Genomic DNA, 25605 nt, shown 5'->3' with positions numbered 1-25605 from the left:
ATGCGCATCACAAAACCTGGCGAACTGCACTCAGCCCCACATTGCCGAGCGTACCCATACCCAGCGTGACACCACCCGAGGTCAGCGATACGTTGTTGACCAGACCATAAGACAGCGTCGTCGGGCTGCTGTTGGTACCACCCAGCACCGCGTTGGCGCTGAACTTGTAACTGCCATCGGCCACTGTCGCGCCGGTATTGTCTTTGCCGTCCCACTGGAAATTGACGACGCCTGCGGCACTTTGCTGCCCGAGCGGCAAAGTGCGCACGACATTGCCCTTGGCATCCGTTATCGTCACCGTGACGTTATCCGCCGGTTGGGCCAATTCCACCGCCGCATCGGATTGCCCTTTCAGCAGATCGATCTGGGCGCCCGGAACCAATGCGGCATGCCCGATCATCGAAGTCGCCTGCAATGACTGCGACGTCGCCATGCTGGCGCTCAGCGCCTGCACCGTGGAGTTCAGTTGATTGATGCCGCTCACCGTGGATAGTTGCGCCATCTGCGAGGTGACTTGCGCGTTGTCCATCGGATTGAGCGGATCCTGGTTCTTCAGCTGCGTCACCAGCAGCGTCAGGAATCGATCCTGGGTCGCACCGAGTTGCGAAGAGGTCGCCGCAGTGGCTGCCGCGGCCGCAGCTGATGTGCTGCTCTGTACGGGGGTGGTCATGTCATGTCTCCTTTATTGTCCGATGGTGAGCGTCTTGGTCAGCAAGGTCTTGGACGTGTTCAACACGTCCACGTTGTTCTGGTACGAACGCGATGCCGAGATCATGTTCACCATCTCGTCGACCGGGTTGACGTTGGGCATGGTCACATAACCCTGCCCATCCGCCAGCGGGTTCTTGGGATCGTACACCGTTTTCATCGGCGAATTGTCCTCGACCACCGCCGCAACCTTGACCCCCTCCCCCACCTGGCCGGTGATCGGCACGGTGGAGAATACGACCTGTTTGGCCTTGTAGGGCTTGCCATCCGGTCCGGTGGCACTATCGACGTTGGCCAGATTGCTCGCCACCACGTTAAGCCGCTGCGATTGTGCCGTCATGGCAGAACCGGCGATATTGAATATATTGAAAAGAGACATTTCTATTCCTCCTTTACCTTTTCCCGAACCCCCTATCCAGCTTTTCCCCGCAAGCGGGAGAAAGGGCAAGCGTGAGGCTATCTTTAAATCTAGCCTTGTAGTGCGCTCAACACATCTTTGACATCGTCGCTGATGAATTTCACGCTCGCCTCATAGCGCAGGGCGTTGTCGGCGAATTGCGCCCTTTCCACATCCATGTCCACCGTGTTGCCGTCGGCACTGGGCTGCAGCGGCTTGCGGTACAGCACGGGCGCTCCCATCACGCTTTCCCCGGTCGTTCCTGCCAGGTGCAGTGGCGAAGTGACAGCCACCTGCAACTTTTCACCGCTGCCCGACAACGCGCCTTGCAACGCACTGGCAAAGTCGATGTCTTTGGCCTTGTAGTTGGGCGTGTCTGCATTGGCGATGTTGGATGCGATCAATTCCTGCCGCGCAGCGCGCAGATTCAGCGCCGTTTGCTGGAACTGCAACATCTGATCTATCCTGCTGCTCATTGATGCCTCCTGTTAGCCTTCTTTGCCCGCCCATCTCGGGCAGCTTTGGCCTCACGTATCCAGTCGGGCCGGCGGCGACTGTTCCCGCGCCAATTGCTGCGCAACACCGTGTCACAGTCGCTACCTCTTTTCATGCTTCGCATACTAATCACGGCATGTCCTGCCCTATCCATCGATTAAGGGTGGAAACCCGTTTTATTTCCCGCTTTAAAAAAAACCATCCGGTTCCACAATATCGCCATGAAATACCTGCGCTTAGCATTGATCGCCTACCTTGCCTGCAGCTCGTCCGCCTGGGCGGCAGACAGGGAGAGCCATGCCCGGATACAGGATGTCGCCCTGGCTTACGCACAGGCGCAGACCCGCACCCTGCCCGGCAAGATCCGCATCAAGGTCGAGGACATCGATCGCCGCACCGTCCTTCCTGCCTGCGCCAGGCTCACCGCCTTCCTGCCCAGCGGCTCGGTGTTGCTGGGCAAGACCAGCATCGGCGTAAGCTGCAACGAAAACGAGCCGGGCGAGTTTCGGCGAAGCCAAAAACCCGGCTGGTCGATCTTCGTCCAGGCCGACATCAAGGTCACGGTCGATATGCTGGTCGCCAGCCGTCCATTGGCACAGAACACGGTATTGAGCGCGAGCGATTTCCGGCTGCAAAACGGCGAACTGGGCCAACCCGGCATCCTCATCGATCCGCAACAGGCCATCGGCAAGACACTCAGATTCCCCATCGGCGCCGGACAGGTGTTGCGCCAGGACATGCTGCGCGCGCCCTATGTCGTGATTCAGGGCAAAACGACGTCGGTACGCGTGAAGGACACAGGGTTTTACGTCAGTGCGACCGGGCAGGCGCTCAATAATGGAGCGGAAGGCCAGAACGTCCAGGTACGCATGTATTCCGGCCAGGTCGTCATCGGAACCGCAGCAGCGGATGGCAGCGTGGAGGTTCATCCTCTATAATGCGCCGCACCTGAATAAATGCCCTAAAGTTTATCGATCAGCTGCCGATGTAGTAAGCAGACGTGCCAGTGAGAAGGGGAATACCCAATGAAGATCGAAAAAACCAGCAAGCCTTTACCCACCCCTGCAGCCGGGGAGACGGGTTCGCGCGCTTCAGCAGCCCGCAGCGCGGACAATAAGGACAGCACAGCCGAAAACAGCGGAACCAGCGTGCATCTGGGTTCCACCACAGCGCAACTTCGCAGTATGGAGAGCAGCATCGCCAGTTCGCCGCTGGTTGATGCCAAGAAGGTCACCGAGATCAAGCAAGCCATCAGCGAGGGACGCTTCAAGGTCAACTCCGGCATAGTGGCCGATCGTTTGATCAACTCGGTGCAGGACCTGATCACCGCGAGCAAACGTTGACCGCTCAACAGACTGACATCTCCACGACAGAGTTCCTGTCTAACCTGAACGACGAATGCGCTGCTTTGCGGGCATTCGTCGTTTTGCTTGAAGACGAACAGCGTTGCCTGCTCGGCCAGCGCACAGAAGAGCTGTTGCCGCTTGCCGAAGCCAAGGTGCAACTCACCAACAAGATTGCCGCACTTGCCGAGGCGCGCCAGCGATTCCTGCCGCCCGGGACAAACGACATGGCAGGATGGCTGAAAAGGAATGTACCCCAGGGATTGACTGCATGGCAGGAAACACGCCAGCTGGCGACCCAGGTATACCGGCTCAACCAGACCAACGGCGAACTGATCCAGATCAAGCTGCGCTACAACCAGCAGGCGCTCGGCGTGCTCTACGGTGCGGCACAAGGCACAGCCGGGCTATACGGCGCGGATGGGCAACCGAATCAGCCCAGCGCCAGCCGTATGCTCGGCAGCGTCTGACTGCCTTAGCGTCGCTCTTGAAATTATTGCTGCTCTGGCGCAGACAGGACTGTCGGCTCTGGCTCAGCCACGGGATTCAGCACGGTGATGGTCACGCGCCGGTTGCGGGCACGCCCTTCCGGAGTGTCGTTCGAGTCCACAGGTTGATTGTCAGCGGAACCCACCGCTTTCAAGCGTTTGGCGGTGATTCCCTGATCGATGAACAGGCGTACGACGCTGCTGGCGCGTGCCGATGACAACTCCCAATTGGAAGGGAACTTGGGGGTGCTGATGGGAAGATTGTCGGTATGCCCTTCCACCTCGATGGCAAAATCATTCCCGGCCAGAACTTTTGCCGCATCCGCCAGCGTCTTCAGCGCTTCCGGCTCGATGTCCGCCTCACCCTGCTTGAACAGCGCACTGGCATTGATCTCCAGTTCCACGCCGCGACCGGTCTGCGAGACATTCATCTGCCCGTTCTTCACGAAACTCGCCATGGATGCATTCAGATCCTTGGCGAGATTCTGCATGCTCTCGTTCTGTTTGCGCTGGATCTCGGCCAGACGCGCATTGCGCCGGTCGACCAGCGACTTGAAGTACATCTCCTGTTCGCTCAGGTGGATCGCGTTGCCTTCCCCGGCCTTGCCGTTGGCCCCGAAAGCCTGGTTGACCGAAACGCTGAAGACCTTGTACTTTCCCTCGTTAACCGAGGAGATGCCGTACATCACCACGAAGAAGGCGAACAGCAGGGTGATGAAATCGGCGTAGGAGACCATCCAGCGCTCGTGATTGTCGTGCTCAGCTCGTTTGGGGCGACGCGCCATCAGTCATCCTCAGAGATGTAACCCTTTAACTTGCCTTCGATGAAGCGCGGGTTCTCGGCATTGGCGACCATGCACAAACCGTCGATCAGCATCTCGCGCAAGTTCACCTGCCGCGCAATGATGATCTTCAACTTTCCGGCGATCGGCAGGAACACCAGGTTGGCCGAGCCGACGCCGTAGATGGTGGCGATGAACGCGACAGCGATGCCGGCCCCCAGTTTGGCGGGCTCGCCCAGACTCTGCATCACATGCACCAAGCCCAGTACTGCGCCAAGAATGCCGATGGTGGGCGCATAGCCTGCCGCGGATTCCCACACCCGTGCAGCCTGCCAGCGCAAGGTCTCATAGCTTTGCAGGTCGATGTCCAGTATTTCGCGGATCTTTTCCGCACTGTTGCCGTCCACCAGTAGTTGCAGGCCTTTGGCAACGAAGGGGTCGTCGATGTTCTTGAGTTGGGCCTCCAGCGCCAGGATGCCGTCCTTGCGCGCCACGCTGCCCCAGGCGGTGATCTGGTAAGCCAGTTTTTGTTCATCGATGTGCGGGGTGACGAACACCCATCCCGCCAGCTTGATGCCGGTCACGAACACCTTGATCGGATGTTGCAGCATGACAGCGCCTATCGTGCCGCCGAACACGATCATGAAAGCCGCCAGTTGCATCAGCACATTGACCGACCCGCCCTCGAGCAATTGCCCGCCGATGATCCCGGTGACGGCGACGACCAACCCGAACAGGCTGAGCTTGTCCATCAATGACCCTTCATCGATGCCCGCAGGCGCGCCACCGCTTGGCTGTGCAGCTGGCACACGCGCGACTCGGATACCCCCATCACTTCTCCTATCTCGCGCAGGTTCATGTCCTGCTCGTAATGCATGCCCATCATCTGGCGTTCGCGTTCAGGCAAGCGCTCGATAGCGTGGATCAGCGCCTCGCGGAAGCGTTCATCCTGCAACAGTTCCAGCGGATTGCTGTCGCCGGAGAACTCGAAACGCTCGAAAAAGTCTTCGCCCTCTTCGCCGTGGAAATCCTCGTAATAGAGCAGTTGTGCGCCGCGGCCTTCCTGCAGCATCTGCTGGTATTCGTGCAGCGATACCCCCAACTCCCTGGCGATCTCGGTCTCGTTCGGCGTCTTTCCCATCTGTTGCTGCAGGCGGCTGACCGCCGTTTCGATGCGGCGCATGTCGCGGCGCAGGCTGCGCGGCAGCCAATCCGCACCGCGCAATTCGTCCAGCATCGCACCGCGTATGCGCTGCGCCGCATAGGTCTCGAACTGCGCACCGCGCAGTTCGTCGTAGCGGCTGGCAGCATCGAGCAGCCCCATCATGCCCGCCTGGATCAGGTCATCTACTTCGACGCTGCCGGGCAGCTTGAGCATCATGTGATGGGCGATGCGCTTCACCAGAGGCGCATATTCCTTCAGGCATTCTTCCTTGTCGCTCAATCCGTTCGGCGTGTACATAGCCTTCATCTTCAGGTTACCGACGATTCTCATGGGATCGTCACCACTCTGTTATTGACCGGGCGCGCCTGACGCATCAAGCGTTGCATCACGCTGCCCAGCACATCCTGTTCTTCCTCCGGCACTCGCGGTGCACGCAACAGGCCCTGTGCAACTTCGCGTATGGCGTAAGACGACTGTGCCGCCGGAAACGCCTCGATCACCGAACGGCCTAATTGTGTCGCACGTTTGAGCTTTTCATCAACCGGAATATAACCCAGATATTCCAAACGTACCTGCAGATGCACCCGCGCAACCAGCGACATATTGTCGAACACCGCCATTGCCTCGCGTTCGCTGCTGACTTTGTTGACCACGATATCGAATGCCTGCCTGCCATTATGCATCGCCATCTGTTTAAGCAAGGCATAACTTTCCGTGATGCCACTGGCGGTCGCATTCAGCACCAGCAACAAGGGCTCGTCACCGGACAGGCTGGCGCAAACCGAATGCCCGTCGCGCGCCGCATCCACCAGCACCACATCCATGCCCTTCGCGGCTGCACTCAGCGATTCCAGCAAGCACTGGCGTTGCAATTCATCCAGTTTGGCCAGCCCTTGTATGGCCCGCGCCACCGGCAATATGCGCACGCCTTGCGGACCACTCAGCATCACATCCTGCCATGTCTTGTCGCCGCGCACCACATTCAACAGATCGTAGCGCGCTTTCAGGGCCAGCGTGTTCGCCACATTATCCTGCGACAGATTCTCATCCAGCACCAGCACATCCTTGCCGGAGCTGCCCAGAGCTGTTGCCAGATTCACCACGATGCTGGTCGCACCCAGACCATCGCGTGCGCCGACCACTGTCACCACGCGCGAACTGGTACGCGCCAGCAGACGGCGCAAGCCGGCAGCCTGATCGTTTGCATGATTAGAGCGCATATTGTCCCCTCATGGCCTGGGCGCTGCCGATCCCGGCCATGAAGGCCGGCAATTCCGTTTCCTGCATGGCGAATGCCGCGCTGCTCTTGCCGACATCCTTGAACACGCGGTGCAGCAGGTATTCCAGGTTCACTTCGTGCAGGTCTTCCGGCACGCGCTGCCCACTTGCCACATAGTGCATGGTCAGTTTGTGCCGCACCACCACATCCAGCACCGTACCCAGCGTCACCGCCTCGTCCAGCTTGGTCGGGATACAGCCGATCACGCCCGTACCGCCATACATCTTGACCACGTCTTCCAGCGTGCCGCCGGAGCTGGTCGCATTCAGCAACAGCAGACGCTGCACGCCCACGGTATCGAACATCTGTGCCTGCTCGGCCACGCGGCTATCGCGCTGCCCGACACCCATGGTGTCGATCAGCACCAGATGTTTGTGCTTCAGTCCCGACAGGGTGAGCTTCAAGTCTTCCGTATCGCGCACCGCATGCACCGATACGCCAAGTATCTTGCCGTAGATTTTCAGTTGTTCATGCGCACCGATACGGTAGCTGTCGGTGGTGACCAGTGCCACCTTGTCTGCTCCGTAGCGCACCACGGCACGCGCCGCCATCTTGGCGGTGGTGGTGGTCTTGCCGACGCCGGTGGGACCGACCAGCGCATACACGCCGCCGCGCGCCACCACATCCTCCTGCACTGTCGCCACACGCAGGTTGTGGCCAAGTATGCGGCGCAGCCAGTCGAGTCCGCCATCGGCGGGGATCTTTTCCAATAGCTGGCGCGACAACATCGGGCTGAAGCCGGCATTGAGCATGTCACGCAGCAGCCCGCCGCGCGCCGGATCGCGCTGCTGCATATCCGACCAGGACAGCCGTGCCAGTTGCTCCTGCATCAGGTTGCGCATGGATTTGATCTCGGATAGCAGGATTTTCTGTTCCGCATTCGCATCCCTGGCCCCGGGCACAGCGACAGCCTCGCGGCTGCTGTTCGCTTCCAGTATCTTCGCACCCAGTGCGGCAGCCTGGTTCTCAGCCTGCGCGGTCAGCCTGCCTGAACGTGGCTGCAGCTTTGTTGCACTTGTATTCCCTTCAGGAACAGGAACCCGCTGCGCACCCTGCTGTTTCGGGGCAACCTCGCCGCTCACGCGCGTCTCGCTCAGATGCGCCAGTTCGGAACCGGCTACAGCCACGATCTCCACCCCCTCCGGCACCTTGCGATTCGAGAGGATCACGGCATCCTCGCCGAGTTCGATACGTACCAGCTTCAATGCCTCGCGCGAACTGGCCGCGATGAATTTTCTAGCGTTCATGCCCTACCTCCCACCATCGATGTAAACCGCACCGTCTTGAAGCCCGGCACTTCCTCTTGCGAAATCACCCTGAGCTGCGGCAACGAGCGTTTCAGGAAACGCGCCAGCAGATCGCGGATATGCCCGGGCACCAGCAGTACCGCCGGAAGCCCCATCTGTTCCTGTGTCTGCGTCGCAGTGCGTGCCTCGCGCAGCAAGGTATTGGCCAGACTCGGCTCGATGGCCGAACCGCCGGCCTGCAAGGCTTGCGCCAGCACGTATTCCAGCTCCTTGTCCATGCCGATGACCTGCAGTTCCTGCGCCGACGGGTAGAACTGCTGCACGATGGCCGCACCGAGCGCGATGCGCACCAGTCCGGTCAGCACGATAGCGTCCTGGGTGTGTACCGCATGTTCCGCCAGCGTCTCCAGGATGGTGCGCATGTCGCGGATGTGCATGCCTTCGTCCAGCAGGTTCTGCAACACCTTCTGCACCGTCGCCAGCGGCAGCAATTTGGGTATGAGATCCTCGGTCAACTTGGGCGCCAGCTTGCCGAGATGATCCAGCAGCTGCTGCAGTTCCTGGCGGCCCAGCAACTCTGCCGCATGGGTATGGATGAGATGGCTCATGTGCGTCGCCACCACGGTGCCTGCATCGACCACGGTATAGCCCATCACCTGCGCCTGCTCGCGCACTGCAGCATCCACCCAGACAGCAGGCAGTCCGAATGCCGGATCCTTGGTCGGCGTGCCGGGCAAGGTGCCGCTCACGCTGCCTGGATTGATCGCCAGAAACATGTTGGGATACGCCTCGCCGCTGCCGATCTCCGCACCTTTGAGCGTGATGCGATAGCCGTTCGGGCGCAGCTCGAGGTTGTCGCGGATATGCACGGCAGGCGGCAGGAAGCCCATGTCCTGGGTGAATTTCTTGCGGATGCCCTTGATGCGCCGCAGCAGATCGCCGTCCTGCGCTTTGTCGACCAGCGAGATCAGGCGATAGCCGACTTCCAGCCCCAGCACGTCGACTTGCGCCACGTCTTCCCAGCTGGCTTCCGGCGCTTCGGTACTTTGCGCGACCACGGGGTTCTCCGCTGCCGCCGCTTTCACCGCTTCCTGCTGGGTGCGTTGCAACAGGAAGAAGGCGAACCAGCCCAGCAAGCCTGCCAGCAGCAGGAAAGCGAAGTGCGGCATGCCGGGGATCATGCCCAGGGTACCGACGATGGCTGCCGTCAGGATGAGTACCTGCGGACTGGACACCAGCTGTTTGGCGAGCTGCTGGCCGATGCTGTCGTCGCTGGCGACACGGCTCACCACCATGCCGGCCGCGGTGGAGATCACCAGCGCGGGGATCTGCGCCACCAGCCCGTCGCCGATGGTGAGCAGGGTGTAGTTCGTTGCCGCGGTGGCCAGATCGAGATTGTGCTGCAGCACGCCGACCACCAGGCCGCCGACGATGTTGATCAGCATGATGATGATGCCGGCGACCGCATCGCCGCGCACGAACTTGGAGGCACCGTCCATCGCGCCGTAGAAATCCGCTTCCTGGGCGATCTCGGCACGGCGCTTGCGCGCCATGTCCTCGCCGATCAGTCCCGCATTCAGGTCGGCATCGATGGCCATCTGCTTGCCCGGCATCGCATCCAGGGTGAATCGCGCACCGACTTCGGCGATACGTCCGGCACCCTTGGTGATGACCACGAAGTTGATCACCACCAGGATGACGAACACCACAATGCCCACGGTGTAGTTGCCGCCGACCAGGAAATGTCCGAACGATTCGATCACCTTGCCGGCAGCATCCGGACCGGTGTGGCCGCGCAGCAGAACGACGCGCGTCGAGGCGACATTGAGCGATAGACGCAACAGGGTCGAAATGAGCAGGACGGTAGGAAATACCGCGAAGTCCAGCGGCTTGGTGGTATTCATCGCCACCAGCAGCACCATGATCGACAGCGCGATATTGAAGGTGAACAGGATGTCGAGCAGGAACGGCGGCAGCGGCAGCACCATCATCGACAGGATCATCACGATCAGGATGGGGCCGGCCAGACCGCGCACGCCACCGCGCAACATCGCGCCCCTCAACATCTCCAGCATATTCATACGCACCTCTTGGACTCATTCCGGCGATCCATGCAGACCGCTACTCTTGTACGTATTATCTGAAACGGGCGCCAAATCGATAACGTGAATAGAAGGGGATTTCAGCGGCAATTCATGCCTGTCGGTAAAGTGCCTACAAAGCTGCGTTGGCAGGATCGAGTTCTTCCGGCACCGGCAGTTCGTGCGGCTCTTGCGGATAGGTACCGCCCACCTGCTTGTAGCGGCGCAACTGGTAGACGTAGGCCAGCACCTCGGCAACGGCAGTATAGAGTGCTTCGGGGATCGCCTCTCCCAGTTCGCAGTGCTTGTGCAAGGCACGTGCCAGCGGTGGCGCCTCGAGTATCGGCACATTGTGCTCCTTGGCGATCTCCTTGATCTTTGCCGCCATCAGGTGAGAACCCTTGGCCACCACCACAGGCGCACGCATCTTGCTGTCGCTGTATTTCAGCGCCACGGAATAGTGCGTCGGGTTGGTCACCACCACATCCGCCTTCGGTATCTCCGCCATCATGCGGCGGCGTGCCATCTCGCGCTGCATGCTGCGGACACGCGCCTTGACCTGCGGATCGCCCTCGGTCTCCTTGGATTCCTGGCGCACCTCTTCCTTGGTCATCTTCAGTTTCTTGTTGTGCTCCCACAGCTGGAACGGCACGTCCACCGCCACGATGAGCAGCAGACCGCCCATGACGGCAGCAAAACTTCCCCACACCAGGCTACCCAGATGCGGAATGGCGGAGGCGATGGGTTCGCTCACCAGCAGCAACACTGCATTCTTGTTGTGCCATATCACCAATGCCCCGATGCCGCCGACCACCACTGCCTTGGCGATCGCTTTTGCCAGCTCCATCAGGCTATTGGTGGAAAACATGCGACCGATGCCGGTGATCGGATTGAGTTTGCCGAAATTGGGTTGCAGCGGCTTGAGCGTGAACAGCCAGCCGTTCAGCAGCAGGGGAGAGAATGCTGCAACCGCCAGCAGCAACCCCAGCAACGGCAAAAAGACGAGCAGTGTCGACATGCTCAGATCATGCAGGCGCGGCACCAGCAATTCGGAGTGGAAAGCCAGACCGGTATCCAGCGTCAAGCCTTCCCTGATCAGTGAGATGAGTTGCTGCGACAGCATGCCGCCCATAAGCCAGATGCCGGCACCGCCAGCCATCAGCACGGCGAACGTGGAAAGTTCGCGCGAACGCGCAACCTGGCCTTCTTCGCGCGCCTGGTCCAGTCGTCGCTGCGAGGGTGATTCGGTCTTTTCTAAATCGCTGTCTTGTTCGGCCACGGCAGTATCCTTTGCACATGGCGATTATCGATATTCGCGGGAAACCCCATCCGCCGAAAAGCGGGAGAAATATGGCCTATCTGACTCGGGCCAGCACGCGTTCCGCGATCCTGTCCAGCGGCAAGACCTCATCCACCGCCCCCAGCGCGATGGCTTCGCGCGGCATGCCGAACACCACGCAACTCGCCTCGTCCTGGGCAAAATTGTAAGCGCCCGCTCGCTTCATCTCCAGCATCGCCGCGGCACCATCCTTGCCCATGCCGGTAAGCATCACCCCGATCGCGTTTGCCCCCAGGCAGCGGGCGGCAGAGTGGAACAACACCTCGACCGAAGGCCGATGGCGGTTCACGGGCGGGTCGCGGCTGAGCACAGTGCGATATTTTCCGGCGACGCACTCAAGCGACAGGTGGGAATGGCCGGGGGCAAGATAGACATGGCCCGCCACGATGTCCTCATGGTGTCCCGCCTCCTTCACATGCACCGCGCAAAGATGATCAAGGCGTTCCGCAAAAGATCTGGTGAACAGTTCCGGCATGTGCTGGGCGATCAGGATGGCGGGCGCGTGTTCCGGCATGGCGGAAAGGAACACCTTGAGCGCTTCCGTGCCGCCGGTTGAGGAACCGACCACGACGATCTTCCCGCCCATCATCGCCCCTGCGGCCGGACCGCCAGTTCGTAAACGGTATGGCCGCGCAATTTGAACCAGTCGCCGGCATGATAGAAATTCTCCGAGTGTCCGGCGAACAGCAACCCGTTGTCGCGCAGCAGCGGCGCAAACTTCTTGAGAATGGCAAGTTGCGTGGGCTTGTCGAAATAGATCATCACATTGCGGCAAAAGATCGCATCCAGCGGCGCGTGGATCGGCCATTCATCATCCAGCAGGTTGATGCGGCGGAAGTCGATCATTCTCTGCAACTCCGGCCTGACCCGGACGAAGTCGGCCTGTTCACCCGTATCGTGCAGAAAGAAACGCTCGACCTGTTGCGCGGGCAGTTTGGCGACGGCGTCCACCCTGTAGCGTCCTTCGCGCGCCGTCTGCAGTACTTTCGTATCCAGATCGGAGGCGATGATGTGGACCTGGCGCCCGCCTCCGCCGAGCGTTTCCACTGCCGTCATCGCCATCGAATAGGCTTCTTCGCCGGTGGAACACGCCGAACACCACAGGGTCAACGGACGTGCCGCATCCTGTTTGCGCAAATGCTCGCCCAACAGCGAGAAGTGATGCGGCTCGCGAAAGAAAGAGGTAAGGTTGGTGGTGAGCGAGTTGGTGAAGGATTCCCACTCGACTTCGTCCCCGCATTGCAGCAGATCAAGGTATTCGCCGAAACTCTTGATGCCGGTGGCGCGCAAACGACGCGCCAGGCGACTATAGACCAGCTCCTGCTTGTTCTCGCCCAGCGCGATGCCAGCGTGTTGATGGATCAGCTTGCGGATGCGCTGGAAATCCTGATCGGTGAACTGGAACTCGCGGGGATGTGCACTGTTCATGCATGCATTTTAACGCGGCGAGCTGCACAGCAGACTGCTATCCTTTTCTCCTGCTACCGCGATGCGTTCCAGCGCATTCAGCACCTCCATGCTGCCGGTTTCCATCCTCGCCACCAGCTCCATGCCGCGCATCGGTTCCCCGACATGAAATGCAGCCACCGCATCCTTGCCGTACTGGTGGAATGCCTGGTGCGGGTTCGCCACGGCGGCATAGCCATCCAGTTTGGAATAACAATCCCTGCCTTCGCCCTCGAAATACCATTTACCCAAGCGGCAGAAAGTATGCGAAGCAAAATCGTCTGCCGTACGGTCCGACACCCCCATGAACACTTTATATATCTCGAACTTGTAGAGGATATGGTCGATCTTCGCCACCTCGACGAAGCTGCGCAACGCTGCTGCCGAGATGGTGCCTTCCATGGCTTGCGACAGATCGAGAAGATGCTTCATGTTCTCCATCACATTGCCGACCTCTGCGCTGAATATCTGCGACTTCCCTGCCCATTCGTGCATCTGTGTCTGCGTGCGTTCGGTTTCACCCTGGATGGCAACGACGATGGTGGAGATCTCGCTGGTCGCCTTGGCGGTGCGCTCCGCCAGTTTGCGCACCTCATCTGCCACCACGGCGAAACCGCGACCCTGTTCTCCGGCACGTGCCGCCTCGATGGCAGCATTGAGTGCCAGCAGGTTGGTCTGGTCGGCGATTTCCTTGATGAGCTGGACGATGCTGCCGATCTGCGCCGCACGTTCGGTCAGGTTCTTCACGTTCTGCGAAGTCTGCAAGGTATCGCCTGAAAGCGCTTCCAGGCTGCTGGCGATCTTCATCACCGCTTCGCGGTTGCTGACCGAGACATTGGCCGCATCGATGGCGTTCTGTTTTTCCTCGCGCAAGGAACCGGCGGCGGCAGCCTGTGATTGCTGCAACTCCACGAAGGAGACGCCGAAATTCTGCATTTCGCTATATATTTTATGCGCCACTTCGCATTCCAGCCGTGCTGCCGCTGCTTCGGCACGTGCCGTGTCGCGCTCGCCTGCCAGCTTCATCTGTTCGCTGCGCAATGCCGCGATATCGCGCTCATACTCAGTCACCCTGGCTTGCAGTGACTGGTTCTCCTGCCTCAACCTTCCGCCAAACATACGCCTCTCCTCGATCCGCGATGACGCTCTTGGTCGCCATCATTATTTGAATTTGCTGCCTTGTGTCTTTGTGCCTCAGTGCCCTCCGCGCACGTCGCTGAGCAGTTCCTTGATGTCGAGGATCAGCACGATATCGCCTTCGCTGGACATGGTTACGCCCGCCACGCCCTTGGGACGGAAGGTATCCAGCGATTTGATGACCACGTCCTCATGTCCGACGAAACCGTCGGCTGTGAGGATGAAGCTGTTGTTGCCGAACTGCATCAGCACGCCGACTTCCGAATTCTCGCTGCTGCCCCAGCCGATCATTTGCGCCAGCGGCAGCACGGGCAGCACTTCGCCGCGCACCACCATGGTCGCCTTGCCGGATACCTGCTGCAGCTCCTGCTGGGTGACCGGCAATATCTCGCGCACCATGGACAGCGGCACGGCGAACGACTGGTCGGCCAGACGCAGCACCAGCACGGGCAGGATGGCCAGGGTGAGCGGCAGCGAGATCGACAGCGTCGTGCCCTTGCCCGGTTCGGACTCGATGACGACAGTGCCATTGAGTTTCTGGATGTTGGTCTTCACCACATCCATGCCGACGCCGCGGCCGGACACGCTGGATATCTCGTCCTTGGTGGAAAAGCCAGGCAGGAAGATCAATTCCAGACATCTGGCCTCGTCCAGCGTATTGGCCACCTCGGCAGTGATGAGGCCTTTTTCCACGGCCTTGTTGCGGATCACTTCCGGGCGCATGCCTTTGCCGTCATCGGAGATGGTGATAAGGATATGGTCGCCTTCCTGGCGCGCCGAGAGCTCGACGAAGCTCTTTTCCGATTTGCCTGCGGCGATCCGTTCTTCTATCGTTTCCACGCCGTGATCGACGGCATTGCGCACCAGGTGCACCAGCGGATCGTTCAAGTCTTCGATCATGGTCTTGTCCATCTCGGTCTCTTCGCCGCTCAGCACCAGTTCGACATCCTTGCCCAGCGAACGCGCCAGATCGCGCGCCAGGCGCGGGTATTTCTTGAACAGGCGACCGATAGGCTGCATGCGCGTCTTCATCACCGCGTTCTGCAGGCTCACCACCAGCATGTCGAGCTGACTGACCGCCTGGTCCAGTTCGCGCAGGGTGTCGGCATCGTTGTGGCCCTGCAGGATATCGGAGCGCAGATGGGTGAGGCGGTTCTTGGTCAGACCGATCTCTCCGGACAGGTTGAGCACCTGATCCAGACGGTCGGTATCGACACGGATGGTCGTTTCCTTGGCTTCGGCAGCCGGAACGTCGCCGGCACGGCGGCCGACCGTCGTGCCGGGCACATCGGTGGAGCGGCGGCCAAAAGCTTTCCTGGTGGATTCTTCTTCATTGATCGCCTCGGCGATCTTTTTCTCGTCGCGCACCGCGCCCACTTCCTGGACGATATCGTTGCCGCCGGTGAGCGCGTTATACAGGGCATCCCAATCCACATTGTCGATTCCTGGCGCCGCAGCGGAAGGTGCAGGAGGAGTATTGGCCGCGGCAGGTTTGGCTGCGGCCCTGGAAACAGGAGCGATGGGTTTGCCGCTCAACACGTCCTTCAACGCCTGGATCACCTCGGCTGGCGCTGCGGCAGGTTGCAGGCTTTGCTGCAACGCGCCGAACATCTTGCGCACTTCGGCGGTGGCCGCAAAGATCACATCCATCAGTTCGGCCGACAGCTTCAGTTCGTTGTTGCGCAGCTTGTCGAACAGGTTTTCGGTCAGGTGGCATAGCGTCACCAGTTCCGATGCGTTAAGGAAGCCGGCGCCGCCCTTGATGGTGTGGAAGCCGCGAAACACCTCGTTCAGAAGCGCGGCATCGCCGGGATTCTTTTCCAGCTCCATCAACTTGCTATCCACGTCGGACAGCATGTCCCCGGCCTCCATCAGGAAATCCTGCAGCAATTCTTCCATTCCCACGAAATCGTTCATATTCCTCTCCCAAATCCATGCTGAGTACTGAGTATCGGGTACTGAGTGTCGGAACTCAGCACTTGCGACCCGGCACTGTTTAGAACCCTAAACTTTCCAGCAGATCGTCCACTTGATCCTGGCTGGTCACGACATCCGTGCGCCCCTGCGCATTGATGACCGGGCCGTTCAGCAAGCCGGAGTTGATTTCCGCTTTCACCGAAGCAGGTGCGTTTTCCAGCAACAGCGCCAGCAGTTGCTGCTCCATGTTCTGGGTCAGCTCGATGATCTTCTTGATGACCTGGCCGGTCAGATCCTGAAAATCCTGAGCCATCATGATCTCGGTCAGTTTGGCGTTGGTCGCCTTGGCCTGCTTGGGCGTCTCATGCAGGTAGGCATGGGTCTGGGTGACCAGGTCCTTGAACTGCGGCACGTCGAGTTTCTTCTCGAACAGCAAGTCCCATTGTTTTGCCAGATGCTGGGCATCGCTGCCGATCTTCTCGACGACGGGCTGGGCTGCCTCGGTGGCATTCAGCACGCGTTCGGCAGCCTGTTTTGTCAGGGTCGCCACATAATTCAAACGGTCGCGTGCATCGGGAATGGTCGATGCCGCTTTTTCGATCTCCTTGTTCAACCCGAGTTCGCGCAGCGTGTCGTGCAAGGCACGCGCCATGTGGCCTATCTGGTTGATGACCTTGGCCGGATCGCCATCGCCTGCCGGCATGGGGGAGTTCGCCGCCGCGGCGGGAGCCGGTTTTCCTTCATTCGCGTTCGCCGCAATGATGCTGTCGAACAGCGCCTCAAGGTCGTCTGAATCCTGGGTTGCAGTGTTGGTCGCCATGGCCTGCCTCACTTGTTGAGTTGCGGGAACGCCGCAAATATCTTCTTCAGCTTCTCGTCCAGTGTCGCTGCGGTGAATGGTTTCACCACATAGCCGGAAGCCCCCGCTTGTGCCGCTGCAATGATGTTTTCCTTCTTCGCCTCCGCCGTCACCATCAATACCGGCAGATGCTTCAGGCTGTTATCGGCACGGATCGCACGCAACAGATCGATACCGGTCATGTTCGGCATGTTCCAGTCCGACACGACGAAATCGAACGTCTCGCTGCGCAATTTGTTCAGCGCGTCCACGCCGTCTTCCGCTTCCTGCACATTGGCGAACCCGAGTTCTTTGAGGAGATTCCGCACGATGCGGCGCATCGTGGAAAAGTCGTCCACCACCAGGAATTTCGTATCTTCTATGCCCATCACTTTCTCCTAAACTCAGCTGCCAGCTGTCACATCAACCATCGGCGGAATCACCGATGAAGCCAACCGCCAACTATCGTTCATCCGCCCCACTCAAGTCAACAAGGGACGCAGCGTCGACGACAACGCGAGCGAATCGAACTTCGATACGTAATTATCAACGCCGACACGCTTGCCCATGGCCCGGTTCGCATCGGACGACAGCGACGAGTGCATCACCACCGGGATGTCATCAAAACGCTGGTCGCCCTTGATATGCTGGGTCAGCACATAGCCGTCCATCTCGGGCATCTCGGCATCGGTCAAGATGACCTGGATCTGGTCGTGCAGGTTGATCCCCGCGCTCTGTGCGGCATCCGCCATGGATTTCAGCCTGTCCCACGCTTCCCGGCCATTGTTGGCCTGGACATGTTTCACGCCCATCTTGTCCAGCACCTCAATGATCTTGCGGCGCGCCACCAGCGAATCGTCGGCAAAGAAGACGCACAGTTCATGTTCCGACTCGATCCGTTCGACATTGCCGACCACAGCCTCACCGAAGGCATCGGCCAAAATCTGCTCGACATCGAGGATGGACACCAGCGTGCCGTCTTCCAGTTCGGTGATGGCAGTGATGAGCGCCCCCTTGTCGGAGAGCATGCCCTCGGTAGGATGCACCTTGTCCCAGTCGACGCGGATGATGCGGTCCACGCCCTCGACCAGGAATCCCAGGATATGCCGGTTGAATTCGGCGACCAGCATGGTTTCGTGCTTGACGGCAGGATTCATGCCCATGAAGTTGGCCAGGTTCAGCACCGGCATCACATGGCCGCGCAGGCTGACGATGCCGTCCACCCCGCCGGGCATGTTGGGCGTGCGGGTGATCTTGCCGATCTGGCACACTTCCTTGACCTTGAACACGTTGATGCCGAACTTTTCGTTGCTGCCCAGATTGAACAGCAGGATCTCCATCTTGTTGGTGCCGGCCAGATTGGTGCGCGCATCGATCTGGTCCATCAGCCCGTCGTGTCCCATGTTCAGCATGTCTTCAGCGTAACTCATCTTCCCCTCCTCACTAGGCCAGCAGACGGGTCAGGGTCTGCGCCAGTTTCTGCGGCTCGAACTTCGGCACGTACTCGTCCACTCCCACCGCCTTGCCCAACTGCTGGTTGGACGAACTGGACAGGGACGAATGCATCAATACCGGGATGCCGGCGAAACGTTTGTCGGACTTGATCTTGCGGGTCAGCATGTAGCCATCCATCTCCGGCATCTCCACATCGGTAAGTATCACCTGCAACATGTCCTTCATGGATGTGTGCGATGCGTCCGCGTAATCGGCCATCTTCGACAACTCCAGCCATGCCTGGCGACCGTTGATGGCGGCGATGGATTTGACTCCCATGGCATCCAGCGTGCGCTGGATCTGGTGCCGTGCCACGGACGAGTCATCGGCATAGAACACCGTGCGATCCTTGCCCAGCGGCTTTACGCTCTTGAAGATCATCTCGTCGGTATCGAATCGACCGGTCTCGGACAGCACCTTTTCCACGTCCATCATCATCACCAGGCGTCCGTCCTTCAATTCGGTGATCGCCGTCACTAGGCCGCCCATCTGCGCCACCAGCATCGCTGGCGGCACGCGCATCGCCGCCCAGTCCAGGCGCAGGATGTTGTCTACCGCCTTGACCAGGAAGCCCTGGGTATGGCCGTTGTATTCCGTGACGATCATGATGTCGGCTTTGTCGTCGGTCTCGATGCCGGCGTATTTGGCCAGGTCGATCACCGGCACCAGTGCGCCGCGCAGGCTCACCATACCCTCTACCGACTCCGGCATGTCCGGCGCGCGCGTGATGGGAGGGATGCGCATCACTTCGCGAACCTTGAACACGTTGATGCCGTATGTCTCCTCGCGACCGGTGCGCTTATCCAGGCCGAGCGTGAACATCAGTATCTCCAGCTTGTTGGTGCCCGCCAGCTTGGTGCGGGCATCGATGTTCTTCAACAGATCAGACATATATTTCTCCTCCGGACAGCAGGGATATGTCTCCCCCGCTTACCTACCCTCATTTGCTTATTGCACATTTCGTCAATGGATAACCGGCCTTGCTCAGTTCATCGGCAGATTTTGCCAATTCTTCAGTGGCAGACTTGGTATCCTGCGCGGACTGGGTATTGTTGTCCACCAGTCCGCTGATGCTTTCCAGGCTCTTTGCCACGCTTTCGCCCGCCTCCGATTGCTCTTTCGATGCCGCAGCGATGTGATCGACACGTTCCGACACATTCTGCGCCGCGCTCATGATCCGTTTCAAGCCTTCGCCGTTCTTGCGTATCAGCGTGATGCCGCCTTCGACCTCCGTCACTGCTCCCTGCATCGATTTCACCGCAGCATCGGAGACCGCATTGATCTCGGCGATGGTCAGGGCGATATCCTTGGTGCTGGCCGCCGTGCGTTCGGCCAGTTTGCGCACCTCGTCCGCCACCACGGCAAAGCCGCGTCCCTGCTCGCCGGCCCGCGCCGCCTCGATAGCCGCATTCAACGCCAGCAGGTTGGTCTGTTCGGCGATCTCCTTGATGGCATTGGCGATCACGCCGATGCGCTGGATGGATACACTCAGGTCGGCAATGGTCTTGCTGGACGATTGCACGGTGGTGGCCACCTTGCCGGTCGCCACGATGTTGAGCTCCATGTTCCGGTTGTTCTCGTCGACGATCTGCTGCATCGCCCTGGCATCCTTGAGGGAATCTGCCGCCATGTTCGCCACTTCCACCACCGACTGGCTGAATTGTTCCATGGTCGCGGCGATCTGCTGGATATGATCCTGCTCGGTGACTGCGTTGTTTGCCACCACACTCACCTTGCTATCCACTTCGCCTATGCGTTCCTGCATCTTTTTCACCGGGGTGACGATCTCGTCGACCATGGTGCGCAGATAGGACTGCATGGTCTGTATCTCGCATAGCAGCACCCCCATCTCGTCATGGATGGAGATGTCCAGTTCACCGTCCAGATTCCCCTCCATGATGTCGCGGAACTCCTTGCGCACAGAGTTGGCAGGGATGCGCACATATTGCCTCACGCAATAGCCGATGAAGAAATACAGGAAGATTTGCAGGGCGATCTGCCCGAGGATGGTCTGCATCTCCATGCGATGGATGCGGTCGTAATCCTGCTGCAGATCGATCACCACGTCGGATGCGCCGAGTACCGTGCCCTCTGCAGCCTGATGACAGGTGGTGCAGTCGGTGCCATGGAAATTCTTGCTCGCTTCATACGGCGTGATCACGCGCAGGATCAGGTCACCTTTCGCATCCTTGCCAAACGTCATCACCGGCTGTTTGCCCTCCATCGCCTGCCGCTGGGCATCGTCCTTGACCCGTTCCTGCGGCAGTCCGGCCCCGTACAGATCGACCACTGGCTTGGCACGCACCATTTGCACCGACTTGATGTTCATGCCCGAACTGAATTTCTTGATCAGCAGTTCGCGGTTGCCGGTATCGCTGATCTGCCCGGTCACCATCAGCATGTTGAAACTGTCGATGATCTGGTTGGCAGTCTGCGTTCCGCGTTCTTCTGCCAGCGCTTTCGATTCTTCGCGCAGGTTGGCCGAGATGAATATCTGGGCGAAGGTCAGCACGACGATCAGGGTGGTCTGGATCGAGAATTGCAATTTGCCGGCAAGCGACCAGTTCTTGAATTTGAAGCGCTCGTATTTTGAGACGACCTCTGCCCCGGTCCGGCCGAGCTCGCGATATAAGGCTTCGGCTTCTGCCACCTGTTGACGCGTAGGCGGACGGCGCACCGACACATAGCCAGTGATGGTGCCGTTCTCGATGACCGGCGCGACAGTGGCGCGCACCCAGTAGTGGTCACCGTTCTTGCAGCGGTTCTTCACCATGCCGCGCCAGGGACGTTCCGATTTCAGCGTATCCCACAGCCATTTGAACGCCTGCGGCGGCATGTCCGGATGGCGCACGATGTTGTGATTCTGGCCGATGAGTTCTTCGCGGGTGTAGCCGGAAATATCCACGAACGCATCGTTGCAATAGGTGATGACCCCTTTGGTGTCGGTCTTGGAAATAAGCACGGCCCCTGCCGGGAATGGCTTTTCCTTTTGCGACACATCTGCATTCTTGTTATGCATGATTTTCTCCGGGGCCGGCTACGCCTTGAAACGCCCGACCGCGCTTTGCAGTTCTCTCGCCAGCGTTTCCAGCCGCACGATATCCTGCGAATTCGCATCGACGGCGGCATGATTCTCCTCCGACATCTGCGCGATCTTTTCCACATTGCGCGCGATCTCGCTGCTGGCCTGGCTCTGTTCGCTGACCGAGGCAGCGATGTCGCTCACCCCGTCCCTGGAGCGCTTGACTGCATCGCCGGTTCCGGCCAGCACCTCGGCCACCCGTTCGACCTGTTCCTGCGTAGCACGCAAGGAATGCAATCCTTTTTGCACTGTCGCATCGACCTGTGCGGACTTCTGATCCAGCGCATTGGTGACCTGGTCGATCTCGCTGGCGGATTGGGCCGATTTCTCGGCCAGCTTGCGCACTTCATCTGCAACCACAGCAAAACCGCGGCCTTGCTCGCCGGCACGCGCCGCCTCGATCGCTGCGTTCAATGCCAGCAGATTGGTCTGGTCGGCGATGTCCTTCACTTGTTGCGTCATGCCGGCGATCGCATGTGTGCTGTCGAGGAACTCTTTGACCGAGTTGGCGATCTGGTTGACCGCATCCTGTACATTGTCGATCTCCGCCATCATCATGGTCACGCTGACATTGCCTTCGGTAGCCTGCTGCAAGCTCTGTTCGGCGATCTTGCGCACTTCTTCGGTGTTGGCCGACACCGCATTGATGCTTACGGTGATCTCCTCCACGGCAGCTGCCGTGGAGGCCGCAGCCTCGCTTTGCACCTGCGAACCTTGCGTGATCTGCACGGAAGACGCCGCCAGCTGCGTCGCCGTCCCGATCACGGTATCCGCACTGCCGTGAACCTGCCGGATGGTCTGGCGAAAACTGTCCATCAGCACATTGAATGATTTGGCGGCCTGCGCCAGCTCATCGGTACCGTGCACCGGCACCGCCCGGGTCAGGTCGCCATCCGCTGCCGTACGCGCCATGGCATCGCTCATTTCGCCCGTCGAACGCACGATGCCGGAGATGATGGAGTAGCCCAAACCCACGCCTACCGCTACCGCCAGCAGCATGCCGAACAGCATCAGCAATTCCATGTTGTGCGCCGAAGCCATGGCTGCCGCCAGCGCATGTCCGGCCGCCTCGTCTTCATGCTCTGCCTGCTCCTTTCCCTTTTCCACTGCTGCCACGTTGAGCGGATTGACCTTGTCGCGCAGCAGTTGTTGTGCCTCGCTCCAGCGTCCATTTTTGATTGCATCGAGCGAAGGCTGTATGGCTTCGCGCACAAAGGTGTCGCGCGCATCGGTCAACTCCTTGAGTTTCGCCCTACCATCGGCACTATGAACGTTCTTGTCCAGATCGGCGAAATACTCGTCCAGCTTGGCCTTGTTCGCTGCCATCTTGTCCAGATGCTTGCCGACCGGATGATCGAATTTTGAATAGGCGGCGGATGCTGCCGGATCGTGCTGCAGCGCCGCCAGAACCTCGGCATGCTGGTCGGCCAAAGTGAACATGATGCGGTTGACGATGCGGATCAGATGGATGCGCCGCTCGGCGATATCTTTAGTCTCGGATTGCAGATTCGTGATGGCGTAATAGCTCATCGCCTGATTGAAAACAATCACGACCATGATGGCGCTTACCAGCAGGATCAAGCGCGCCTTGATTGTCATATTGCTCAACATTTATATCCCGATCACTGTTGGTTTTACACCTTGAATCGCGCTACAGCGTTCTTGAGCTCGACTCCCATACGTTCCAGTTCGGCGATGTCGTGTGCCGTTTGCTCGATGGCGACATGGTTCTTTTCCGCCATCCTGGCAATCTGTTCGATGTTGCGGGTGATCTCGCTGCTTGCCTTGCTTTGTTCGCCCACGGATTCGACGATCTCACCGACACCGACGTTCGACTCTTTCACGGCCGCTCCTGCCTCGTTCAGTACAGCAGACATCGATTCGGCATGCTTGTGCGTGGTTTGCAAGGATTGCATGCCGGATGTTATCGCTTGCTCGACGCGGACCGATTTCTCGTCCAGTTTGCCGGTCACCTTGTCGATCTCGATGGCCGACTGGGCCGATTTCTCGGCCAATTTGCGCACCTCGTCCGCCACCACCGCAAAACCGCGGCCCTGTTCTCCGGCCCGCGCCGCCTCGATCGCGGCATTCAAAGCCAGCAGGTTGGTCTGGTCGGCGATGTCTTTCACTTGCTGCGTCATGCTGGCGATGGTGCGGGCGCTTTCAACGAACTCATTGGCGGTGATCGCGATCTGCTGTACCGCGCTTTCGATGCTTTGTATCTCGTGCACCATCTCTTCCACGCTGCGGTTGCCCTGTTCGGTCTGTTGCAAACTTTTTTCGGACAGCCCCCGCACCGCTTTCGTGTTCTCGGCAACCGAGTTGATGCTGACGGTAACCGCCCCCACTGCCTCCGCGGTCGAAGAAACCGCCTTGCTCTGCTCTCTCGATCCATCCGCCACTTCTGACGAAGTGTCCGCAATGTGGCTGGCAGTCATGTTGATCTTGTCCACACCGACCAGCACCTGCCGGATGATGGCGGTGAAGCTATCGATCAGCGCATTGAAAGCCACGGCAGTCTGACCAACCTCATCCTTGCTATGCACCGATACGCGGCGCGACAAATCACCATCGGCCTGCATCGCCGACATGATCTGCTGCAGTTCGCGGGTCGGGCGTGTCACCTGGTTGATGAGCCAGCCGATGACGAAGAACAATACCATCTGCACCGCCACTTGCCCGAGCCACAGGATCGCACTGGCTTTATTCATTGCCGCGTACTCGCCGGTCATGTCCAGACTCACCGTCACCGCGCCAATCACTGCACCGTCCTCTACCGTATGGCATTGCAGACAATTCGTGCCGGTACCGCGAAAGTTCTTTGAAGCTGCGATCGGCTGGACCACGCGCAAGATGCGCTTGCCATCTTTTTCGCTAGATTCGCTCTGTTGCTCGCCCGAGCTCAATGCCGCGCGATCCAGATCGTCCTTGGCCTGCTCTTCATCCATGCCCGCTCCGAACTGTGTCTGCACTGCCGTGCCGCGTATGACACGCACCTCTTCCGCCTGGCTGGATGCCGCCATCTTCTTGACGAACAGCTTGCGCTGTTCGATATCGGAAATGCTGCCGTTCAGCATCATCATGTTCAAGCCGTTGAACACGCCATCGGCCGGTACTACCGCGCGATTCCTGGCATCCTCCAGCACACGCATCTCGTAGCGGTCGAAAGCCCAGCGCTGCGCCGCAACCATCACCACCAGCAGTATCAGCTGGATAGGGATCTGCAATTTGTTCTTGATTGATAGGCTGCTCCACCAGTTGTTCATTTCAAGCTTTCGTTTTCCGTTGTAAGCCTGCTCTATGCATTCCATAGCGGCATAAGGTTTTTATTCTTTAATTTGCGGCAGCCGGAACTGGTGAAGTCGCAACCGGTTCCGAAGCTCCCGGAGTTGCCGAGGCTGCCACTGGTGCAGATGCCGTCATCGCCACACCGGATGCCGCATCGAGCGGGTCGCCCGTTTCAGTATTGATGTTCACGCTGCCGCCATCCTGGGATGCCGCTTCCTCTGCCCGTTTGTTCATCACGATGATGCTGATCCGGCGGTTGATGGGATTGAGCGGCTGCGCCTTGTCGAACAGCACAGCCGACGACAGGCCGACTACGCGAACGATCTTGTCTTCTGCCAACCCCCCGTTGATCAACTCGCGGCGCGATGCATTGGCGCGGTCTGCCGACAGCTCCCAGTTGCTGTAATGCCTGTCTGCCGTTACATAGGGCTGCGCATCGGTATGTCCCGACAGGCTGATCTTGTTCGGCATCGTGTTCAACATCTGGCCGATCTCATGCAGGATGTCTTTGGTGTATGGCTCCAACTCAGAGCTCCCGCTCTGGAACATCGGGCGGTTCTTTTCGTCCACGATCTGCACGCGTAGCCCTTCGGTAGTGAGATCGAGCAGTATCTGGTTCTTGTATTTCTTCAGCTTGACGTCGGTGTCGATCGCCTTCTCGATATTGGCCTTCAGGTCCTTGAGCTTTTCCAGTTCCTTCTTTCTTTCCAGCCGCTCGAACTCTTCCTGGGTCGCCTTGAGATTGATAACCTTCTTTTCCGGCAGCAGTTCGCCCGATTTGACTTGACCGGTAGCACGCGTGAGATCCTGCCCTCCGCCTTTGATGATGCTGGAGCTGTCGCCAGAGCCTGTACCACCCATCAGGGCGACCTTGAGCGGAGTCTTGAAATACTCGGAAATACCCTGCAGATCGCCTTTGGCGGTCGAGCCCAGCAACCACATCAGCAGGAAGAACGCCATCATTGCCGTGACGAAGTCTGCATAAGCGATCTTCCATGCGCCACCATGGTGTCCACCCGCCACCTTTTTTATTCGTTTGATGACGATGGGTCGTTTATCTTCGTTCGCCATGATCCGGT

25 protein-coding genes are annotated in these 25605 nt (G+C 59.3%); 3 read left to right on the top strand and 22 right to left on the bottom strand.

Annotation, left to right across the window (positions count from 1 at the left end):
• Positions 1-7 precede the first annotated feature (7 nt).
• The 3 genes from SLIT_RS02825 to flgB all read right to left on the bottom strand — a co-directional run bounded on the left by SLIT_RS02825 (position 8) and on the right by flgB (position 1581).
• Complete coding sequence (locus SLIT_RS02825; protein WP_013028706.1) at positions 8-670, bottom strand: flagellar hook assembly protein FlgD; 663 nt, start codon at positions 668-670, stop codon at positions 8-10.
• Between the two features lie 12 nt (positions 671-682).
• Positions 683-1087, bottom strand: coding sequence for a flagellar basal body rod protein FlgC (gene flgC, locus SLIT_RS02820; RefSeq protein ID WP_013028705.1), 405 nt, complete (start codon positions 1085-1087; stop codon positions 683-685).
• A gap of 89 nt (positions 1088-1176) precedes the next feature.
• Positions 1177-1581: a flagellar basal body rod protein FlgB gene (gene flgB / locus SLIT_RS02815; RefSeq protein ID WP_013028704.1), complete on the bottom strand. Its 405-nt coding sequence runs from the start codon at positions 1579-1581 to the stop codon at positions 1177-1179.
• Positions 1582-1821: 240 nt separating this feature from the next.
• Between flgB and flgA the strand changes: the two genes are divergently transcribed.
• From flgA to SLIT_RS02800, 3 genes are all read left to right on the top strand, one after another.
• Positions 1822-2538 carry a flagellar basal body P-ring formation chaperone FlgA gene (gene flgA, locus SLIT_RS02810; RefSeq protein WP_013028703.1) on the top strand — a complete coding sequence of 239 codons (717 nt, stop codon included), beginning with the start codon at positions 1822-1824 and terminating at the stop codon, positions 2536-2538.
• An 87-nt stretch (positions 2539-2625) separates the two neighbouring features.
• A complete protein-coding gene (gene flgM / locus SLIT_RS02805; protein ID WP_013028702.1) occupies positions 2626-2943 on the top strand; it encodes a flagellar biosynthesis anti-sigma factor FlgM in 318 nt (105 codons plus the stop codon).
• A complete protein-coding gene (locus SLIT_RS02800; RefSeq protein WP_013028701.1) occupies positions 2940-3413 on the top strand; it encodes a flagella synthesis protein FlgN in 474 nt (157 codons plus the stop codon). Before flgM ends, SLIT_RS02800 begins: the two co-directional genes overlap by 4 nt.
• A 23-nt stretch (positions 3414-3436) precedes the next feature.
• On the opposite strand, the gene motD is transcribed toward SLIT_RS02800, so the two are convergent.
• The 19 genes from motD to motB all read right to left on the bottom strand — a co-directional run bounded on the left by motD (position 3437) and on the right by motB (position 25597).
• Positions 3437-4216 carry a flagellar motor protein MotD gene (gene motD / locus SLIT_RS02795; protein WP_013028700.1) on the bottom strand — a complete coding sequence of 260 codons (780 nt, stop codon included), beginning with the start codon at positions 4214-4216 and terminating at the stop codon, positions 3437-3439.
• A complete protein-coding gene (locus SLIT_RS02790) occupies positions 4216-4965 on the bottom strand; it encodes a flagellar motor protein (protein WP_013028699.1) in 750 nt (249 codons plus the stop codon). The genes motD and SLIT_RS02790 overlap by 1 nt, the downstream gene beginning before the upstream one ends.
• On the bottom strand, positions 4965-5675 hold the full coding sequence (locus tag SLIT_RS02785; RefSeq protein WP_041420742.1) for an RNA polymerase sigma factor FliA: 711 nt from the start codon (positions 5673-5675) through the stop codon (positions 4965-4967). The genes SLIT_RS02790 and SLIT_RS02785 overlap by 1 nt, the downstream gene beginning before the upstream one ends.
• 29 nt (positions 5676-5704) lie before the next feature.
• On the bottom strand, positions 5705-6598 hold the full coding sequence (locus SLIT_RS02780; protein WP_013028697.1) for a MinD/ParA family ATP-binding protein: 894 nt from the start codon (positions 6596-6598) through the stop codon (positions 5705-5707).
• Positions 6588-7904 carry a flagellar biosynthesis GTPase FlhF gene (flhF, locus tag SLIT_RS02775; RefSeq protein ID WP_013028696.1) on the bottom strand — a complete coding sequence of 439 codons (1317 nt, stop codon included), beginning with the start codon at positions 7902-7904 and terminating at the stop codon, positions 6588-6590. Before flhF ends, SLIT_RS02780 begins: the two co-directional genes overlap by 11 nt.
• Entirely contained in the window at positions 7901-9985 is a 2085-nt protein-coding gene (gene flhA, locus SLIT_RS02770; protein WP_013028695.1) for a flagellar biosynthesis protein FlhA, read from the bottom strand. Before flhA ends, flhF begins: the two co-directional genes overlap by 4 nt.
• 133 nt (positions 9986-10118) lie before the next feature.
• On the bottom strand, positions 10119-11264 hold the full coding sequence (gene flhB, locus SLIT_RS02765) for a flagellar biosynthesis protein FlhB (protein ID WP_013028694.1): 1146 nt from the start codon (positions 11262-11264) through the stop codon (positions 10119-10121).
• Between the two features lie 76 nt (positions 11265-11340).
• Positions 11341-11913 (bottom strand): CheB methylesterase domain-containing protein, encoded by a 573-nt coding sequence (locus SLIT_RS02760; RefSeq protein ID WP_317623668.1) that lies wholly within the window; start codon positions 11911-11913, stop codon positions 11341-11343.
• A complete protein-coding gene (locus SLIT_RS16175) occupies positions 11910-12752 on the bottom strand; it encodes a CheR family methyltransferase (RefSeq protein WP_013028692.1) in 843 nt (280 codons plus the stop codon). The genes SLIT_RS02760 and SLIT_RS16175 overlap by 4 nt, the downstream gene beginning before the upstream one ends.
• Positions 12753-12761: 9 nt before the next feature.
• A complete protein-coding gene (locus tag SLIT_RS16325) occupies positions 12762-13889 on the bottom strand; it encodes a methyl-accepting chemotaxis protein (RefSeq protein WP_013028691.1) in 1128 nt (375 codons plus the stop codon).
• 75 nt (positions 13890-13964) lie between these two features.
• The gene (locus SLIT_RS02745) at positions 13965-15824 is read right to left on the bottom strand and encodes a chemotaxis protein CheA (RefSeq protein ID WP_013028690.1); all 1860 of its coding nucleotides are present in this window, start codon (positions 15822-15824) and stop codon (positions 13965-13967) included.
• A gap of 79 nt (positions 15825-15903) precedes the next feature.
• Complete coding sequence (cheZ, locus tag SLIT_RS02740) at positions 15904-16644, bottom strand: protein phosphatase CheZ (protein ID WP_013028689.1); 741 nt, start codon at positions 16642-16644, stop codon at positions 15904-15906.
• Between the two features lie 8 nt (positions 16645-16652).
• Entirely contained in the window at positions 16653-17051 is a 399-nt protein-coding gene (gene cheY / locus SLIT_RS02735; RefSeq protein ID WP_013028688.1) for a chemotaxis response regulator CheY, read from the bottom strand.
• 93 nt (positions 17052-17144) lie between these two features.
• A complete protein-coding gene (locus SLIT_RS02730) occupies positions 17145-18092 on the bottom strand; it encodes a chemotaxis protein (RefSeq protein ID WP_013028687.1) in 948 nt (315 codons plus the stop codon).
• Between the two features lie 13 nt (positions 18093-18105).
• A complete protein-coding gene (locus tag SLIT_RS02725) occupies positions 18106-19047 on the bottom strand; it encodes a chemotaxis protein (protein ID WP_013028686.1) in 942 nt (313 codons plus the stop codon).
• Between the two features lie 49 nt (positions 19048-19096).
• The gene (locus SLIT_RS02720; RefSeq protein ID WP_013028685.1) at positions 19097-21175 is read right to left on the bottom strand and encodes a methyl-accepting chemotaxis protein; all 2079 of its coding nucleotides are present in this window, start codon (positions 21173-21175) and stop codon (positions 19097-19099) included.
• Between the two features lie 18 nt (positions 21176-21193).
• Positions 21194-22849, bottom strand: a complete 1656-nt coding sequence (locus tag SLIT_RS02715) for a methyl-accepting chemotaxis protein (protein ID WP_013028684.1) — start codon at positions 22847-22849, stop codon at positions 21194-21196.
• A gap of 23 nt (positions 22850-22872) precedes the next feature.
• Positions 22873-24504, bottom strand: coding sequence for a methyl-accepting chemotaxis protein (locus SLIT_RS02710; protein ID WP_041420741.1), 1632 nt, complete (start codon positions 24502-24504; stop codon positions 22873-22875).
• Between the two features lie 67 nt (positions 24505-24571).
• On the bottom strand, positions 24572-25597 hold the full coding sequence (motB, locus tag SLIT_RS02705; protein WP_013028682.1) for a flagellar motor protein MotB: 1026 nt from the start codon (positions 25595-25597) through the stop codon (positions 24572-24574).
• Between the last annotated feature and the right edge of the window lie 8 nt (positions 25598-25605).

Origin of the sequence: Sideroxydans lithotrophicus ES-1, from assembly GCF_000025705.1 — a bacterium.
In the GTDB taxonomy this organism is placed as follows: Bacteria; Pseudomonadota; Gammaproteobacteria; order Burkholderiales; family Gallionellaceae; genus Sideroxyarcus; species Sideroxyarcus lithotrophicus.
This window is presented reverse-complemented; position numbering and strand designations above follow the sequence as displayed.

Excerpts from the sequence above, each read along its gene's own strand:
- SLIT_RS02825 (WP_013028706.1), bottom strand. The coding sequence starts at position 670 with ATGACCACCCCCGTACAGAGCAGCACATCAGCTGCGGCCGCGGCAGCC.
- flgC (WP_013028705.1), bottom strand. The coding sequence starts at position 1,087 with ATGTCTCTTTTCAATATATTCAATATCGCCGGTTCTGCCATGACGGCA.
- flgB (WP_013028704.1), bottom strand. The coding sequence starts at position 1,581 with ATGAGCAGCAGGATAGATCAGATGTTGCAGTTCCAGCAAACGGCGCTG.
- flgA (WP_013028703.1), top strand. The coding sequence starts at position 1,822 with ATGAAATACCTGCGCTTAGCATTGATCGCCTACCTTGCCTGCAGCTCG.
- flgM (WP_013028702.1), top strand. The coding sequence starts at position 2,626 with ATGAAGATCGAAAAAACCAGCAAGCCTTTACCCACCCCTGCAGCCGGG.
- motD (WP_013028700.1), bottom strand. The coding sequence starts at position 4,216 with ATGGCGCGTCGCCCCAAACGAGCTGAGCACGACAATCACGAGCGCTGG.
- SLIT_RS02790 (WP_013028699.1), bottom strand. The coding sequence starts at position 4,965 with ATGGACAAGCTCAGCCTGTTCGGGTTGGTCGTCGCCGTCACCGGGATC.
- SLIT_RS02785 (WP_041420742.1), bottom strand. The coding sequence starts at position 5,675 with ATGTACACGCCGAACGGATTGAGCGACAAGGAAGAATGCCTGAAGGAA.
- SLIT_RS02780 (WP_013028697.1), bottom strand. The coding sequence starts at position 6,598 with ATGCGCTCTAATCATGCAAACGATCAGGCTGCCGGCTTGCGCCGTCTG.
- flhF (WP_013028696.1), bottom strand. The coding sequence starts at position 7,904 with ATGAACGCTAGAAAATTCATCGCGGCCAGTTCGCGCGAGGCATTGAAG.
- flhA (WP_013028695.1), bottom strand. The coding sequence starts at position 9,985 with ATGAATATGCTGGAGATGTTGAGGGGCGCGATGTTGCGCGGTGGCGTG.
- SLIT_RS02760 (WP_317623668.1), bottom strand. The coding sequence starts at position 11,913 with ATGATGGGCGGGAAGATCGTCGTGGTCGGTTCCTCAACCGGCGGCACG.
- SLIT_RS16175 (WP_013028692.1), bottom strand. The coding sequence starts at position 12,752 with ATGAACAGTGCACATCCCCGCGAGTTCCAGTTCACCGATCAGGATTTC.
- SLIT_RS16325 (WP_013028691.1), bottom strand. The coding sequence starts at position 13,889 with ATGTTTGGCGGAAGGTTGAGGCAGGAGAACCAGTCACTGCAAGCCAGG.
- SLIT_RS02745 (WP_013028690.1), bottom strand. The coding sequence starts at position 15,824 with ATGAACGATTTCGTGGGAATGGAAGAATTGCTGCAGGATTTCCTGATG.
- cheZ (WP_013028689.1), bottom strand. The coding sequence starts at position 16,644 with ATGGCGACCAACACTGCAACCCAGGATTCAGACGACCTTGAGGCGCTG.
- cheY (WP_013028688.1), bottom strand. The coding sequence starts at position 17,051 with ATGGGCATAGAAGATACGAAATTCCTGGTGGTGGACGACTTTTCCACG.
- SLIT_RS02730 (WP_013028687.1), bottom strand. The coding sequence starts at position 18,092 with ATGAGTTACGCTGAAGACATGCTGAACATGGGACACGACGGGCTGATG.
- SLIT_RS02725 (WP_013028686.1), bottom strand. The coding sequence starts at position 19,047 with ATGTCTGATCTGTTGAAGAACATCGATGCCCGCACCAAGCTGGCGGGC.
- SLIT_RS02720 (WP_013028685.1), bottom strand. The coding sequence starts at position 21,175 with ATGCATAACAAGAATGCAGATGTGTCGCAAAAGGAAAAGCCATTCCCG.
- SLIT_RS02715 (WP_013028684.1), bottom strand. The coding sequence starts at position 22,849 with ATGTTGAGCAATATGACAATCAAGGCGCGCTTGATCCTGCTGGTAAGC.
- SLIT_RS02710 (WP_041420741.1), bottom strand. The coding sequence starts at position 24,504 with ATGAACAACTGGTGGAGCAGCCTATCAATCAAGAACAAATTGCAGATC.
- motB (WP_013028682.1), bottom strand. The coding sequence starts at position 25,597 with ATGGCGAACGAAGATAAACGACCCATCGTCATCAAACGAATAAAAAAG.